General features: G+C 60.8%; 18 protein-coding genes. 2 read left to right on the top strand and 16 right to left on the bottom strand.

The genetic code is table 11. The annotated features are described in order from the left end of the window. The first annotated feature begins 138 nt into the window (after nucleotides 1-138). Complete coding sequence (locus CK486_RS03185; protein ID WP_176481633.1) at nucleotides 139-771, top strand: ABC transporter substrate-binding protein; 633 nt, start codon at nucleotides 139-141, stop codon at nucleotides 769-771. A 423-nt stretch (nucleotides 772-1,194) separates the two neighbouring features. On the opposite strand, the gene CK486_RS03180 is transcribed toward CK486_RS03185, so the two are convergent. The 16 genes from CK486_RS03180 to ppsA form a co-directional block, all read right to left on the bottom strand. After that, the gene (locus CK486_RS03180; RefSeq protein WP_095938819.1) at nucleotides 1,195-1,572 is read right to left on the bottom strand and encodes a hypothetical protein; all 378 of its coding nucleotides are present in this window, start codon (nucleotides 1,570-1,572) and stop codon (nucleotides 1,195-1,197) included. Continuing rightward, the gene (locus CK486_RS03175; RefSeq protein ID WP_218192085.1) at nucleotides 1,536-2,288 is read right to left on the bottom strand and encodes a dimethyl sulfoxide reductase anchor subunit; all 753 of its coding nucleotides are present in this window, start codon (nucleotides 2,286-2,288) and stop codon (nucleotides 1,536-1,538) included. Before CK486_RS03175 ends, CK486_RS03180 begins: the two co-directional genes overlap by 37 nt. Before the next feature lie 42 nt (nucleotides 2,289-2,330). Further along, on the bottom strand, nucleotides 2,331-2,687 hold the full coding sequence (locus tag CK486_RS18190; RefSeq protein WP_218192084.1) for a hypothetical protein: 357 nt from the start codon (nucleotides 2,685-2,687) through the stop codon (nucleotides 2,331-2,333). Between the two features lie 81 nt (nucleotides 2,688-2,768). Beyond that, a complete protein-coding gene (locus CK486_RS18185; protein ID WP_256574360.1) occupies nucleotides 2,769-3,122 on the bottom strand; it encodes a molybdopterin dinucleotide binding domain-containing protein in 354 nt (117 codons plus the stop codon). A 69-nt stretch (nucleotides 3,123-3,191) separates the two neighbouring features. Beyond that, the gene (locus tag CK486_RS18180) at nucleotides 3,192-3,689 is read right to left on the bottom strand and encodes a molybdopterin-dependent oxidoreductase (RefSeq protein WP_218192082.1); all 498 of its coding nucleotides are present in this window, start codon (nucleotides 3,687-3,689) and stop codon (nucleotides 3,192-3,194) included. Beyond that, entirely contained in the window at nucleotides 3,664-4,338 is a 675-nt protein-coding gene (locus CK486_RS18175) for a molybdopterin-dependent oxidoreductase (protein ID WP_256574359.1), read from the bottom strand. The genes CK486_RS18180 and CK486_RS18175 overlap by 26 nt, the downstream gene beginning before the upstream one ends. A 12-nt stretch (nucleotides 4,339-4,350) precedes the next feature. Then, nucleotides 4,351-4,518 carry a hypothetical protein gene (locus CK486_RS18170; RefSeq protein WP_218192080.1) on the bottom strand — a complete coding sequence of 56 codons (168 nt, stop codon included), beginning with the start codon at nucleotides 4,516-4,518 and terminating at the stop codon, nucleotides 4,351-4,353. Between the two features lie 21 nt (nucleotides 4,519-4,539). Next, nucleotides 4,540-4,932: a molybdopterin-dependent oxidoreductase gene (locus CK486_RS18165; RefSeq protein WP_218192079.1), complete on the bottom strand. Its 393-nt coding sequence runs from the start codon at nucleotides 4,930-4,932 to the stop codon at nucleotides 4,540-4,542. Between the two features lie 371 nt (nucleotides 4,933-5,303). Then, nucleotides 5,304-6,272 carry an OmpA family protein gene (locus CK486_RS03165; protein ID WP_095938818.1) on the bottom strand — a complete coding sequence of 323 codons (969 nt, stop codon included), beginning with the start codon at nucleotides 6,270-6,272 and terminating at the stop codon, nucleotides 5,304-5,306. A 112-nt stretch (nucleotides 6,273-6,384) separates the two neighbouring features. Further along, nucleotides 6,385-6,963 carry an RNA polymerase sigma factor SigX gene (gene sigX, locus CK486_RS03160; protein ID WP_095939049.1) on the bottom strand — a complete coding sequence of 193 codons (579 nt, stop codon included), beginning with the start codon at nucleotides 6,961-6,963 and terminating at the stop codon, nucleotides 6,385-6,387. A gap of 94 nt (nucleotides 6,964-7,057) precedes the next feature. After that, a complete protein-coding gene (locus tag CK486_RS03155; RefSeq protein WP_095938817.1) occupies nucleotides 7,058-7,882 on the bottom strand; it encodes a mechanosensitive ion channel domain-containing protein in 825 nt (274 codons plus the stop codon). 2 nt (nucleotides 7,883-7,884) lie between these two features. Beyond that, entirely contained in the window at nucleotides 7,885-8,130 is a 246-nt protein-coding gene (locus tag CK486_RS03150; RefSeq protein WP_095938816.1) for a CrfX protein, read from the bottom strand. A gap of 60 nt (nucleotides 8,131-8,190) precedes the next feature. Then, on the bottom strand, nucleotides 8,191-9,183 hold the full coding sequence (locus tag CK486_RS03145) for a zinc transporter ZntB (protein ID WP_095938815.1): 993 nt from the start codon (nucleotides 9,181-9,183) through the stop codon (nucleotides 8,191-8,193). Nucleotides 9,184-9,236: 53 nt separating this feature from the next. Next, nucleotides 9,237-9,725, bottom strand: a complete 489-nt coding sequence (rraA, locus tag CK486_RS03140; protein WP_095938814.1) for a ribonuclease E activity regulator RraA — start codon at nucleotides 9,723-9,725, stop codon at nucleotides 9,237-9,239. 144 nt (nucleotides 9,726-9,869) lie between these two features. Further along, nucleotides 9,870-10,823 carry an alpha/beta fold hydrolase gene (locus tag CK486_RS03135; protein WP_095938813.1) on the bottom strand — a complete coding sequence of 318 codons (954 nt, stop codon included), beginning with the start codon at nucleotides 10,821-10,823 and terminating at the stop codon, nucleotides 9,870-9,872. A 76-nt stretch (nucleotides 10,824-10,899) separates the two neighbouring features. Further along, nucleotides 10,900-13,269 carry a phosphoenolpyruvate synthase gene (gene ppsA, locus CK486_RS03130; protein ID WP_095938812.1) on the bottom strand — a complete coding sequence of 790 codons (2,370 nt, stop codon included), beginning with the start codon at nucleotides 13,267-13,269 and terminating at the stop codon, nucleotides 10,900-10,902. A gap of 159 nt (nucleotides 13,270-13,428) precedes the next feature. Between ppsA and CK486_RS03125 the strand changes: the two genes are divergently transcribed. Next, nucleotides 13,429-14,247 (top strand): pyruvate, water dikinase regulatory protein, encoded by an 819-nt coding sequence (locus CK486_RS03125; protein WP_095938811.1) that lies wholly within the window; start codon nucleotides 13,429-13,431, stop codon nucleotides 14,245-14,247. Nucleotides 14,248-14,272: the final 25 nt, after the last annotated feature.

The following is a 14,272-nucleotide window of genomic DNA, read 5'->3' as shown; positions in this document are numbered from 1 at the left end:
GCCACTCAGGAACACTTGTTGATGCCACTTCACAGCGGCCCCCGAATCGCCTGCCTGGGCTTACTAGCTGGATGCCTGCTGCAGCCCAGCCCAGCCAGTGCCGAGCCGCTGCGAAGCGCAGTCCTGGAAAGCTGGACCATGCCGCTCACCGATGTGTCTCACGGGGCACCAGAGCGCGGACTGATCCCTGATCTCTACCGTCTGATCGCAGCCGAAAGCCAAACCCCCATTAAGCTGGTGACCTTACCTAGAGCCCGTGTCGAAATTGCGCTGGACAAGGCTCAAGTCGACTTACTTTGCTACTCATCACCCAATTGGTTGAATGCGCCCCATCACTTCATATGGAGCCTGCCGTTCATGACCCAACGAGATCAACTCATCGGTCGCGAGCGCTATGCGGGCTTCAATGGTCTTGAGCATCTGGATGGAGCAAAACTGGGCACGGTGCTGGGCTATCACTACCCGTCTCTGCAAGAGCAATTAAGCTCCGCAAAGCTGCAACGGGTGGATAGCCGCAGCCAGCATCAGGTGCTTGAAATGCTGCGCGCACAGCGACTCGACTATGGCATTAGCAACGAGCTATCGCTGCACTGGTTCAATCGGCAGTCTCCGACGAAACCCGCGCTGATCGCTCTGGAGGGCATTCAAGAAGAACCTGTTGCCTGCCTGATACGAGACGACCCACAAGTACCCGCGCAAAAAGTCCTCAGAGCTATGGTTCGATTACAGCAGCGCGGTGAATTCGAGAGTTTGCTGCAGCACTATCGCTGAAGTGTTCCGATACACCCCAAACTGGCGGCACCAGAACTAGCAAATGGCCGCAAAAACTGTATCTGCAGCAAAGTTTCTTGATCGGTACAACAGCGTTCGCTCCGTGCGGGTAGCCCATAATGCGCTCATCTGTGAAACGCTTTTTCATATCCAATAGCCTAGTTGCCGGGATTGCATTCTAGAGCTGAGTTCTACTCAAAAGTGGGAGACGTTAAGCAGCAGCATCGCAGCAAGAAAAATACCTGACCGAAGGGCAGACTCCGATGTCGAGAGCCCTTTTTGCTTGTTGTTTACTTTTTGCTGGACAAACAACAAGAACGTGACACGCCCAGAAAGGGCGAAACCGGAAGTATCAGAACATCCGGAAAGCGGTTATGCACTAGACCAACCTGGCCGCTTGGTTAGTCTAGGCAGCGAGTGCCGTTAATGAGTAGATGCAACGTCGGTGCGACGCTCACCAGCCTTCCACCGCCACCACTGGTGCTGATCTTCCCCGACTTTGCCGCAGGCGCGCTCGATGTCCCAGCTGACCAGATAATCCGGATCGCGCATATCCACCCGCCCGTCCTGACCCCGGTAGTGTCCGGGCGGGACGCGGAACCGGGCCTGCAGCGCGGGCGGCAGGCTGAAGTGCACCGCCTCGCCATCGGCCGCACCCTGCAGCAGAACGCGGATGCCCTGCTCGGCATCGGCTGACACCACCGTGCCGCACAGCTGGCTCTGATGCAGCAGTTGTCTGTCCTCGGCGAAGTAGCGCAGGCCGATCACGCAGCGCGTGCCCGGCAGATCTTCCAGTTGCATACAAGGCCCTGAGATAACAGCTGGTCCCAGTGCGACAGCGGCACGACGCCGACCTGCGGCATGTGCGCCAGGCCGATGTCGCGGGCGTGCTGCTCGAAGCCCTTGTTCTTCCAGAAGAAAGCGCCGGGCATGGTGGTGGGGATCACTAGCACGTAGAACAGCGCCCGGCTGATCAGACAGCAGGCCAGCAGCACCAGGCCGGCCAGGGCCCTGCCAGCAGCCAGCAGCGCGCCGTTCCAGTCGGCACCGGTCAGCAGCAGGGCGCAGACCAGCGCGTCCAACGAGAACATGTTGCCAAAGAAGGCCGTACCCACCTGCCAGTGGTTCCAGAACGGCCGCGCCTTGATGCGATAGCAACGGTTCATGTAGTACAGACCGGTCAGGCCTGACGGCAGCGCCAGAGCGCCAAACATGGTCGCGCCCTTAGCCGCCAGCCCCTGCCAGGGCGCAAGCTCCAGCCCAACCGCGCTGGCCAGCTGCGCTACCAGCGCATTGGCCGGCAGGCTGCAGGCGATGTGCAGGCCCAGGAAAGCCATGAACAGGGCGATGCCCAAGCCCTCGCGCGACACCGGCGAATGCCGCAGGTTGTTGAAGCCCCGGTAGAAGCGCTTGGGCTTGCCCAGGTGCATGGTCGACATGAACAGGCCGAAGGCCAGCATCATCAGCGGCAGGTAGAAAATCGACTGGGCGAACTGGACTAAGCCGGCCAGGTCCACCTGGGCGCCGACGAAGGCCAGGCCAAAGGCGCCGATCGCCGCCTAGGTGGCCAGGGTGAAGAGCACCAGCGGGTTTTCCCGAGAACTCAGGCGCGCCAGGTTCCAGTGCCAGGTCTTGCCCTGCTTCTGGTCGATGGCCGGGCGGTAACGGCCCTGCTCGTCCTTATGGTATTTGAGCGGCATCGAGTCGGTGCGGGTCAGTTCATCCGGCAGCTGTTTGATCGGCTGAAAGCGGATGTTCGGATGGGTGATGGCCGGATCCGGGAATCCAGGGATCTCCGCCCTCGCCTGCTCGCGGTTGGCCGGCACGCTCTCGATCACGCCAAAATCCAGCGCATTGCCCACGCAGGCCGAGACGCAGGCGGGTTTCAACCCCACTTCCAGACGGTCGACGCACATGTTGCACTATTCAAGGTTCAGGCGTGCGGCTTCCTGCTGATCGATCAGCTCCACGCGCACGGCATTCTGTTTGAAGGCCGGCTAACGCGAGTAGGGATCGAGCAGCCCGAGGGTCAGGCGGTTGACGCAGTCGTGGAAGTGGAACGGGATGAACAGCATGTTGCGGCCGACCCGGTGGGTCAGCTGCACCATCACCACCGCGTCGCCGCGCCGACTGACCAGGCGCACATAGCTGGAGTGCTGGATGCCCAGCTCGCGGGCGGCGTCGGGGTTCATCTCCATATAGGGGGTGGGGCTGAACTTGTTGCAGTTGCCGATCTTGCCGGTACGGGTGCGGGTGCGGGTGTGAAAATGCTCGACCACCCGCCAGGAGTTGAGCCAGAAGGGGTATTCGGCGTCCGGGCATTCGTTGTTGTTGACGAAGCTGACCGGAATCAGCTTGGCGCGGCCGTCGTCGGTCTGGAAATGGCCGTCGGCATAGAGCCGGCGCTCGCCCGGATAATCCTAGCGGCGAAGCATGTCGAAAGCACCCAGCGCGCCGTGCTCGGCCTCGTCGGCGGCGGCCTGGGCCTCGCTGTAGGGCCAGTGGATACCGCGCGCCGCCTCGATGCGGTCGTAGCTCATGCCGGAAATGTCCAGCGTTCGCCCTTCTCCCTTGGACAGCTCGCGCATCTCGTTGAAGGCCGCCTTGGCGTCGTCCGGGAAGTGGATGACATTGCGGTCCATGAAGCGCTTGGCCATTTGGTTGAAGATCCAGAGGTCCGGCTTGGAGTCGGCATATGGCGGCAGTACGTTGCGCGTCAGGTTCACCCGCCGCTCGGTGTTGGTGTGGCAGCCCTGCTTCTCGGCCCACACGGCGGCGGGGAAATACACATGGGTGTACGGGGTGGTTTCGACGTCCTGGTAGACGTCCTGCACCACCAGGAACTCGAGCTTTCCATCGCCTTGCGGATGCGCGAATGGTTGGGCATAGCGGTCATGGGATTGGTCGCCACGAGCCACAGGCCCTTGATCTCGCCCGTCTCAATGGCCGGGGAAATATCGGTCTGCGACAGGCCCCGGGCCGGTGGGAAAAATCCGGGGCTATGCCCCAGAAGTCGGCAACATTCCTGTGGTCCTTGTCCTTATCCAGCGCCCGGTAACCCGGCAGGCCTGAGCAGGACGACCACTCGCGGGTGCCCATGGCGTTGCACTGGCCGGTGATCGACAGACTGGTGCCGCCGGGCCTGCCGATATTGCCTGTGACCAGATTGAGGTTGTTGATGTTGACCACGCCGTCCGAGCCATGGGTGGACTGGTTGATGCCCATGGTCCAGATGCTCATGGCCGCCGGGGCCTTGGCGTACAGGCGCGCCACGGTTCGGATGCGGCCTTCGTCTATACCGCAGATGTGCTGGGCGGTCTTGGGGTCATAGTCGGCCACCAGCGCGCGCAACTCGTCGATGCCGTTGGTGTGCGCGGTGATGTAGTCCTTGTCCTCCAGGCCTTCCTTGAAAATCACGTGAAGCATGGCGTTGATCAGCACGCAGTCGGTTCCCGGGGTAATCGGTAGGTGGATGTCGGCGAACTGCGCCAGCATGGTCACGCGTGGGTCGATGACGATCAGCGGGAACTTGCGCTTCTCCATCGCCTCCTTCAGGCGCCAGTAGATGATCGGATGCGGCTACGGCAGGTTGGAGCCGAAGGCCATCAGGCAGTGGGCGTGCTCGAAATCGTCGTAGCAGCCGGGCGGGCCGTCGCTGCCGAAGCTGCGTTTGTAGCCGGACACCGTCGAGGCCATGCACAGGGTGGTATTGCCGTCGTAGTTGTTGGTGCCGATCTGCCCGCGCACCAGCTTGCCGAGGGTGTAGAACTACTCGGTGAGCAGTTGGCCAGTGGAGACCACAGCGAAGGCGTCACGGCCGTATTTGGCCTGGATGTCCTTGATCTTCGCCGCGGTGGCGTCAAGCGCGGCATCCCAACTGGTCGGCTGGAATGGCAGATGGGCCTTGTCGCGGGCCAGCGGTACCGTACCGCGTCCGGAAGACTCGAACAGTTCGTGCTCCAGCAGCCCCTTGATGCACAGTTTGCCGCGATTTACGTCGGCACCCGCATGGCCGCGGCTGGTAACGATGCGACCATCCTCGCCGAGGCCCAGCTCGATGGCGCAGCCGGTCGAGCAGTAGTTGCAGGTGGTGTACTTCCATTCCTTGACCGGTTTGGCCGGAATGCTGATGGGCTTGCGCTTTCTGCGACCGAAGATCATGTCTTGTCTGTCCTGTAACGACGAAGGCCAGCCCCAGCTGCCGGTCAATAGCTGACCAGGCACGCGGCGAAAAGACCTTCATTGGTTCAGGGGCGCGGCGCTCATTGTTGACCCTTCAACCGCCTGGGAATCACCCGGAAGATCACGTCGACAGGGCCAGTGAATGATGACTACACGACGTTGCGCAGCACTCTGCACTCTATGCATCGCAATAACCGGGGCTTCGCAACCGGCAAGCACGCCGCGCAGCCTCAGACACGCACCAAGTGGATGCATGACAACCCACCATCAACAAGCAGCCGAGCGATCACTTTTCTACAGGCAAAGAAAAACCCGGCCGAAGCCGGGTTTTTCATGACGCGTCAGGTGGATTACTTAACCTGGGCTTCTACTTCAGCTTCTACGCGACGGTTAACAGCGCGACCAGCTTCGGTGGCGTTGTCGGCAACCGGGCGGGACTCGCCGTAACCTACGGAGCTGACGCGCTCAGCACCTACACCGTACTGGTTGACCAGCACGTCACGCACAGCACCGGCACGGCGCTCGGATAGCTTCTGGTTGTAAGCGTCGGTACCAACGGAGTCGGTGTGACCTTCAACGGTGGTGGTGGTCTGCGGGTACTGACCCATGAAGTCAGCCAGGCTCTTGATGTCGCTGTAGCTTTCTTCTTTAACAACAGCTTTGTCGAAGTCGAACTTCACGTCCAGCTCAACACGAACCGGCTCGGTCGGCTCAGGAGTCGGCTCAGGAGTCGGCTCGGCAACTACCGGCTCGGCTACCGGAGCCGGAGCGGTGGCACCGCCGAAGTTCAGACCAACACCCACACCGGCCAGCCACTCGGTTTCGTTGGCGTCGATGTTGTAGGCAGCGTCAACGCCAGCCTTGGCGAAGAAGTTTTCGGTCAGGAAGTACTTAACGCCAGCGCCGAGGTTGGCGAAGGTGCTGTGGTCACGGCCAGTGCGATCCGGAACGTTACTGATGTTCTGGTGGGCAAAGCCGGCGGAAACGTAAGGACGCAGAGCGTCGCCGGAAGTACCGAAGTGGTAGAAGGCGTCCAGGGAAGCCAGGTTGCCCTTGATGTCCTTGTTGCCAGTGCCATTCTCGGAACGGATGTCGTGGTACTCGCCGTACGACAGGCCCAGAGATACGTCTTCGGTCAGGTAGTAACCGATGGAGCCACCGAACAGATTGCCTTCATCCATGTTGCTGCTGCTGTCGGTAAAGTAACGCTTGCCGAACGCTTCCAGTTCAACAGCACCTTGACCTTGAGCCACAGCGTTTGCAGCAGCGGCAGCCAGCAGAGAGCCGATAACCAGGCCCAGAGTGTTCTTCAGTTTCATCCGTTAAATCCCCATCTAATTTAGTGGTCCGCGAGCCGTCAAAAAAACACCCACACGACTCAGTGCCGCGATTGTACCAGTCTTTTCACGAAATTTTGAAGAATAGCGTCAACTATTCGTCGCTGACCGGCGCGGCAAACTTTTCCCGCAGACGATCGAGAGCCCGCTTGTAGCGCATTTTCGTGGCGCTCAGGCCCATGTGCATAATGTCGGCGATCTCCTGAAACTCCAGTTCTGCAACAAACCGCAACACAAGGATCTCCCGATCGATCGGATTGACATGCACCAGCCAGCGGTCCAGCCCGCCCTTCTCTTCAGGCTTCGGCGCTTCCTCCTCGGAAGCTTCCTCCAGCGGATCCAAACTGAGCGCATCAAGAAGACGACGCTTGCGCTTTTCCTTGCGGTACTGGGTGATGCACTCGTTGTAGGTAATGCTGTACAGCCAGGTTTTGAACTTGGATTTGCCTTCGAAGTTCTTCAGACCGTAGAGCACCTTGAGCATGACCTCCTGACAGACGTCATCGGCGTCACGCTCATTACCCAGGTAGCGGGCGCAGACGTTGAACAGGGTGCGCTGATAGCGGCGCATCAGTTCTTCGTAGGCACGGGTGATATGAAACAGCTCGACATGCGCCCGCTGCACCAGTTCCTCATCCGTGAGCTGGCGCGGGTCGTAAGCCGTTTTAGACAAATGCAGATCGTTCAAGGGAGTCAGCCGATAGCCTGATCGAGGACGCCGGACAAGCCCAGTCCGGCGCCGCGCGGGACGCTGGCGAACGCGCGAATCAGCGGCTGCTGACGCGCTGCTCAAGCAAAGCGCGATTAGCCAGCGAAATCAACTCTCCGCTGTCGGTCAGCAGCACAGTCTTGACCGTGCCGATTTCCTCGATCTGACCCTCAACGTCGCCGACCTTGAGGACATCGCCAACCTGATAGAGTTCACGCACATAGATCCCGGCGATGATCTGCCCGGCCACCTCGCGACTGCCCAGACCCAGCGCCAGGGCGGCAGCCAGACCAACGCTGATCAGTACGATGCCGATCACCAGATTGAGCAGATCGGTCTTGATCTCCAGCTGGCCGATGGCCACCGAGATGCTGATGATGATCACCAGGCCCTGAGCAATCCGCCCCAGGCCGCTGGCGTACTCCAGCCCCACACCTTCGGCCGCACCACGCACCAGACCATTGGCCAGCTGCGCCAGCAACAGACCGCCGAGCAGCACCAGCGCTGCACCAAACATCTTCGGCAGATACTGGGCAAACAGATCCAGGGTGGCCGACAGACGCTCCAGACCCAGCGAGTCTACGGCGGTGACCACAAAGATCAGCACGACGAACCAATACACCACCTTACCGACCAGACTGGAGACCGGCGCATGGATGCCGGCACGCACCAGCAGCTTGGTCAGGCCGGTGCCGCCCATCAGGCGGTCGAGCCCGAGCTTGGCCAGCAGTTTGGACAGCAGGGTGTCGAGCAGCTTGGCGGCCACAAAGCCCACCAGCACCAGCACCAGCGCCGCAAACAGATTGGGAATGAAGCCCGCCGCCTTGGTCCAGATGGCGGTCATGGCACTCACCAGACCTTGAGTCCAGGGATCGAATTGCATAGTCACTCAGCCTTGTCAGCAGAACGATGAGAACGGTCGAGACGCGATACCGGTGCCCAGTGCGCTGAACCATTGTTCAGCGCCATCATCAGCGCAGGCACCCAGCGCCCCATCATGGAAAACAGATCACCGACGCCAACCTGACGGTTGGCCGTCTTCAATACCCGCCCCAGGCAGGCATCGTCGTCATGGCTACCTGGCGAGGCTTTCAGCAAGTCGCGCAGCGACTCTTCAAAGGGATCTTGCATACTCACCTCCACAGGCGCTATGTCGGCTAGACGTCGCCATCTTCGGCGAAGTCACAGCGATTACAGCCAGCGCAGCCGGCGAAACAACCACCATTGAGAAATGGCCAGAACAGCAATCAGAGCGCAGGCCATGAAAAAGCCATAGGGGTGTTCCGCGCCCGGCATACCGCCCAGATTGATGCCCAGCAAACCAGTAATGAAACTCAGCGGCAGAAAGAAACAGGTAACGATGCTGAGCAGGTACATGGTGCGATTCATGCCCTCGCTCATGCGCCGGTGTTCCGACTCCAGCACCAGACTGACCCGCTCGCGCAGCATTTCCAGCTCTTCCAGCTGCCGCGTCAGGCGGTTATGCAATTCATTCCATTGCTCGGCCAAACCACTCAGCCAGCCAAATCCGGTGCGCGACAGTTGCGCATAAAGGTCACGCTGGGGCGCCAGGAAGCGGCGCAAGCCAGCAGCACGACGGCGAACCTGAAGCAGTTGCTGATGTTCCGGATGATGGCGTTCATCCTCTTCCATCAACTCTTCCTGCGTATCCAGCTGCTCCGACAGCTCAATCATCAACTGATCGCTCTTGTCGGTCATCGCCTGAGTAAGGCGCAGTAGCAACTCGCCACTGGTGCGCGGGCCAATCCCCTGGGCCAGCTCGGCCAGTACTTCATCGGTAGCCCGCAGCGGGCGCAGGCGCAGGGAAATGACCTGACTGGCGCTGGCAAAAATACGCACCGCGACCATGTCCTCGGGCTCAGCCCCGGGGTTGAGGTTGACGCCCCGCAGGAACAGCAGCAATTGCTCATCCGGCAAGGTCAGTAAACGTGGCCGGGTGTTCTCTTCCAGCAACAGATCACAGGTAAAGCCACTCAACAGGCTCTGCTCACGCAACCAGGCCTGCGCCTGCGGATGACTGCGATCCCAGTGCAGCCACAGACACTCACCGGCCCCGGCTTGCAGTGTCGCCAGCTCGGCAGAGTCCACCTGGCGAGCGCCACCACGCCCATCAAGCAGTTGTGCGTGAATCAGGCCGGCCGCTGGATTGGGCTCGTCGTACATGCGTGCTCCATCAGCCAAGCCCGGTAACGCGCGGGCCTGACTGCGTCAACAGCTTACTCGGGCATTTGCAGTGGCTGCGGGGAAACGATGATGCCGTTGTTATCGGCATACACGTACTCACCCGGCTTGAAAGTCACGCCACCAAAGGTCACCGGCACGTTGAGGTCGCCGATGTTGCGTTTGTCGGTCTTCATCGGATGGCTGGCCAGCGCCTGCACACCCAGATTGGTTTGCGCCAGCACATCGACATCACGCACGCAGCCGTAGATCACCATGCCTTCCCAGCCATTCTTGGCCGCTTTCTCAGCAATCATGTCGCCCAGCAGGGCACGACGCAGCGAGCCGCCGCCGTCGACCACCAGCACCTTGCCCTGCCCCGGCTCGTCAGCCTGGGATTTGACCAGCGAGTTGTCTTCGTGGCACTTGACGGTGACGATCTGGCCGCCGAAGGAGTCGCGCCCACCGAAGTTGGCGAACATCGGCTCAACGACCTGTACCAGCTCCGGGTAGGCATCGCACAGGTCAGGGGTAACGTAATGCATGGCAAGCTCCTCGTTGTAGAGAGATGATTCGGCGGTCAAAGGCAGCAACCGCGCGGCATTGAACATTTCTGGGCCATGGCAAAGCCCATGGCAGAGCGGACTGCGCGCAGTTTAACTCCTGTAGCCAGGCTCTGGAATGCACTGTCAGGCCTTGCCGGCACGCAGCAACCAGGCTGCCAACAAAGGCCAGACCTCCTTCTGCGCGCCCTTGCTCACCAGCATGTCGACATGCCCGTAGTCCTGACTGAAGCCATCGGCCTTGCCCAGGCAGTGATACTCCTTCTGGGCGGAGCCGAACTGCTCGAACAGCTTGCGACAGGCCCAGGCCGGGTCCTGCGTATCGCCTGCGCCCGCGGCCGCCAGCAGCGGCACCCGCACATCGGCCAAACCGGCCCACCAGTCCCGTTCGCTGTCGCCAAAGCGCCCGAACAGGCCATGCCAACGCAGGCTTTCCTTGACCAGACCGATCGGCTCGTCTTCCGGCCCGCGCTTGAGACGACTGCCGGAAACCTGATCAAACCCCTTGAGCAGCAGGCGCCCTGCCCACTCTACCGGCGGCACCTTGAGCGGCCAGTAGATGCGACTGATCTGACTTCCGAACAGGGCCGCAGAGGCGGCACTGGCCTCGTCCAGATAACCGCCGCCCAGCGCCGCCGCCAGAACGATGCCGCCCAGCGAATGGCCGACCCAGTGCGGCACCAGACCGTTCTGCTCCTGAACGAAGGCCGCCACCGCTGGCAGGTCATAGCGCACATACTGGCTGACGCGATTCTTCGTGTAATCACGGTTGCGCGGCGACAGGCCGTGACCGCGCAGCTCCAGAATCCACACATCGAAGCCCTGGCGTGCCAGATGGGCACCGGCACCGATCCCCAACGGCGAACACCAGAAGCGCCGATTGGAAAAACTGCCATGCAGCAACACCACCGGCTCACCGAGATCGCCACTGCGCTCACGCATACCAATCCGCGTCAAAGCCAGCTCCACGGTGTTGTCCGGGCTGTTATTGGGCTTGAGAAGGTAGACGTCCTCGGTCAGTTCGCCGCGAATTTCGGCGCTGATCAGGGCGACGGGAAAAAGCTCACTGCTACTTTGCATGGTTCTACTGCATGACTCTATTGCACAAAAAAGGGCGGGTGAGTGACCCGCCCTTCTGACTGCCAGAAAACAGTTATCAGGCGTGGTTCTCGGCCAGGAAGAACCAGGTATCCAGAACGGAGTCCGGGTTCAGCGAGACGCTCTCGATCCCCTCCTCCATCAGCCACTTGGCCAGATCCGGATGGTCCGAAGGGCCCTGACCGCAGATGCCGATGTACTTGCCAGCCTTGCGGCAAGCCTGAATGGCATTGGACAGCAGCTTCTTGACCGCCGGATTACGCTCATCAAACAGGTGAGCGACGATACCGGAATCGCGGTCCAGGCCCAGCGTCAGCTGAGTCAGGTCGTTGGAACCGATGGAGAAACCGTCGAAGAACTCCAGGAACTCGTCCGCCATCAGGGCATTGGATGGCAGTTCGCACATCATGATCACGCGCAGGCCATTTTCGCCGCGTTTGAGGCCATTGCTGGCCAGCAGATCGACCACCTGACTGGCTTCGCCGAGCGTACGGACGAAAGGCACCATGATCTCGACGTTGGTCAGGCCCATTTCGTTGCGGACTTTCTTCATCGCGCGGCATTCCAGCTCGAAGCAGTCGCGGAAGCTCTCGCTGATGTAGCGCGAAGCGCCACGGAAGCCGAGCATCGGGTTCTCTTCTTCCGGTTCGTAGAGCTTGCCGCCGATGAGGTTGGCGTACTCGTTGGACTTGAAGTCCGACAGGCGCACGATGACCTTCTTCGGCCAGAACGCCGCAGCCAGAGTGCTGATGCCCTCGACCAGTTTCTCAACGTAGAAACCGACCGGATCGTCGTAACCGGCGATGCGTTTCTCGACGCTGTCCTTGATCTCAGCCGGCAGGTTGGCAAAGTTCAGCAGCGCCTTGGGGTGCACCCCGATCATGCGGTTGATGATGAATTCCAGACGCGCGAGGCCCACGCCCTCGTTGGGCAGCTGGGCAAAGTCGAAGGCGCGGTCCGGATTGCCGACGTTCATCATGATCTTGAACGGCAGCTCGGGCATGGCATCGACCGAGTTCTTGCGGATATCGAAGCCCAGCTCACCCTCGAAGATGAAACCGGTATCGCCTTCGGCGCAGGACACGGTAACGCCCATACCGTCTTCCAGCACCTGAGTGGCATTTCCGCAGCCGACCACCGCCGGAATGCCCAGCTCACGGGCGATGATCGCGGCGTGACAGGTACGCCCACCGCGGTTGGTGACGATGGCACTGGCACGCTTCATCACCGGTTCCCAGTCCGGATCGGTCATGTCGGAAACCAGCACGTCGCCGGGTTGCACCTTGTCCATCTCGGAGACATCGTGGATGACCTTGACCGGACCGGCGCCGATGCGCTGACCGATGGCACGGCCCTCCACCAGTACCTTGCCCTTTTCCTTGAGCAGGTAACGCTCCATGACATTGCCGCTGCTGCGACTCTTCACAGTTTCCGGACGGGCCTGAACGATGTACAGCTTGCCGTCGTCACCGTCTTTTGCCCACTCGATATCCATCGGGCGCTGGTAGTGCTTCTCGATGATCAGCGCCTGCTTGGCCAGCTCGTTGACCTCGGCATCGCTCAGGGCAAAGCGGGCGCGATCGGCACGATCGACCTCGACGGTTTTCACCGACTTGCCGGCCTTGGCTTCATCGCCGTAGACCATCTTGATCGCCTTGCTGCCCAGGTTGCGGCGCAGGATCGCCGGGCGACCGGCCTCCAGCGTGGGCTTGTGCACATAGAACTCATCGGGGTTGACCGCGCCCTGCACCACGGTTTCACCGAGACCATAGGCGCCGGTGATAAACACCACGTCACGGAAACCCGACTCGGTGTCGAGAGTGAACATCACGCCGGCGGTGCCGGTTTCCGAGCGAACCATGCGCTGCACACCAGCGGACAGGGCGACCAGTTTGTGGTCGAAGCCCTGGTGCACGCGGTAGGCGATGGCGCGGTCGTTGAAGAGGGAGGCGAACACTTCCTTGGCCGCGCGGATCACGTTGTCCACGCCACGGATGTTGAGGAAGGTTTCCTGCTGGCCGGCGAAGGACGCATCCGGCAGGTCTTCGGCGGTGGCCGAGGAACGCACGGCCACGGCCATGTGCTCGTTGCCGCCACTCATTTCGGCGAAGGCGGTGCGGATATCGGCATCCAGCTGGGCCGGGAATTCGGCGTCCATCACCCACTGGCGGATCTGCGCGCCGGCCTTGGCCAGCGCATTGACGTCATCCACATCGAGAGCATCAAGCAGGTCATGAATACGGTCATTGAGACCACTTTGCTCGAGAAAATCACGGTAGGCCTGGGCCGTGGTGGCAAAACCGCCAGGAACCGAAACACCGGCACCGGCAAGGTTGCTGATCATTTCGCCCAGGGAAGCGTTCTTGCCCCCTACCCGCTCAACATCGTGGACGCCGAGCTTATCGAGGGACACTACGTACTCTACCAAGGTGATCTCTCCACATGAATGTTGGTACAACCCTGTGGCACTCCCGGCCGCAGGATTCTGGCAAAGCTGCAGACAAATGCGTCACAATGACGCCCGGCAAGGCCCGATCGTGCGGCCATCTTAGCCAAGATCCGAGACTACCTTAAGGCCTGCAGCGCTATGAAACGAACTGCCTTTTTCATCTCCGACGGCACCGGCATCACTGCCGAAACCCTCGGTCAAAGCCTGCTCGCACAATTCGAAACCATTGCCTTCAGCAAGCTGACACGACCGTACATCGACACCGTGGAAAAAGCCCGGGTGATGGTACAGCAAATCAATGCAGCTGCCGAGGCAGACGGCGCCCGCCCGATCATCTTCGACACCATCGTCAATCGCGATATTCGCGAGGTGCTGGCCGAGTCCAACGGCTTTATGATCGACATTTTCTCCACCTTCCTTGCCCCTCTGGAGCAGGAGCTGACCGCCGGCTCTTCCTACTCGGTAGGCAAGTCACACTCGATCAGCGCCAACTCCAACTATATGGAGCGCATCGAGGCGGTGAACTTCGCCCTCGACAACGACGACGGCGGCCGCACCCACCACTACGACAAGGCCGATCTGATCCTGGTCGGCGTCTCGCGCTGCGGCAAGACACCCACCTGCCTGTACATGGCCATGCAGTACGGCATCCGCGCCGCCAACTACCCGTTGACCGAGGAAGACATGGAGCGCCTGCAGCTCCCCGCCGCCCTCAAACAGCACAAACACAAACTGTTCGGCCTGACCATCGACCCAGACCGCCTGACGGCCATTCGTCACGAACGCAAACCCAACAGCCGCTATTCCAGCTTTGCCCAGTGCGAGTTCGAAGTCCGCGAGGTGGAAAACCTGTTCCGCCGCGAGAACATTCCGCACATCAACTCCACCCATTTCTCGGTGGAGGAAATCTCCGCCAAGATCCTGGTGGAAAAAGGCGTGGAACGCCGGCTCAAGTAAAACCGGCATTACCCCACAAAAAGCC

Origin of the sequence: Pseudomonas sp. HAR-UPW-AIA-41 (assembly GCF_002304225.1) — a bacterium.
Taxonomy (GTDB): Bacteria; Pseudomonadota; Gammaproteobacteria; order Pseudomonadales; family Pseudomonadaceae; genus Aquipseudomonas.
This window is presented reverse-complemented; position numbering and strand designations above follow the sequence as displayed.

Bases quoted from the DNA above. Each gene is read 5' to 3' on its own strand.
- CK486_RS03185 (WP_176481633.1), top strand. From the start codon at position 139: ATGCCGCTCACCGATGTGTCTCACGGGGCACCAGAGCGCGGACTGATC.
- CK486_RS03180 (WP_095938819.1), bottom strand. From the start codon at position 1,572: ATGCAACTGGAAGATCTGCCGGGCACGCGCTGCGTGATCGGCCTGCGC.
- CK486_RS18190 (WP_218192084.1), bottom strand. From the start codon at position 2,687: ATGTGCGTCGACCGTCTGGAAGTGGGGTTGAAACCCGCCTGCGTCTCG.
- CK486_RS18165 (WP_218192079.1), bottom strand. From the start codon at position 4,932: ATGATCTTCGGTCGCAGAAAGCGCAAGCCCATCAGCATTCCGGCCAAA.
- CK486_RS03165 (WP_095938818.1), bottom strand. From the start codon at position 6,272: ATGAAACTGAAGAACACTCTGGGCCTGGTTATCGGCTCTCTGCTGGCT.
- CK486_RS03155 (WP_095938817.1), bottom strand. From the start codon at position 7,882: ATGCAATTCGATCCCTGGACTCAAGGTCTGGTGAGTGCCATGACCGCC.
- CK486_RS03150 (WP_095938816.1), bottom strand. From the start codon at position 8,130: ATGCAAGATCCCTTTGAAGAGTCGCTGCGCGACTTGCTGAAAGCCTCG.
- CK486_RS03145 (WP_095938815.1), bottom strand. From the start codon at position 9,183: ATGTACGACGAGCCCAATCCAGCGGCCGGCCTGATTCACGCACAACTG.
- rraA (WP_095938814.1), bottom strand. From the start codon at position 9,725: ATGCATTACGTTACCCCTGACCTGTGCGATGCCTACCCGGAGCTGGTA.
- CK486_RS03135 (WP_095938813.1), bottom strand. From the start codon at position 10,823: ATGCAAAGTAGCAGTGAGCTTTTTCCCGTCGCCCTGATCAGCGCCGAA.
- CK486_RS03125 (WP_095938811.1), top strand. From the start codon at position 13,429: ATGAAACGAACTGCCTTTTTCATCTCCGACGGCACCGGCATCACTGCC.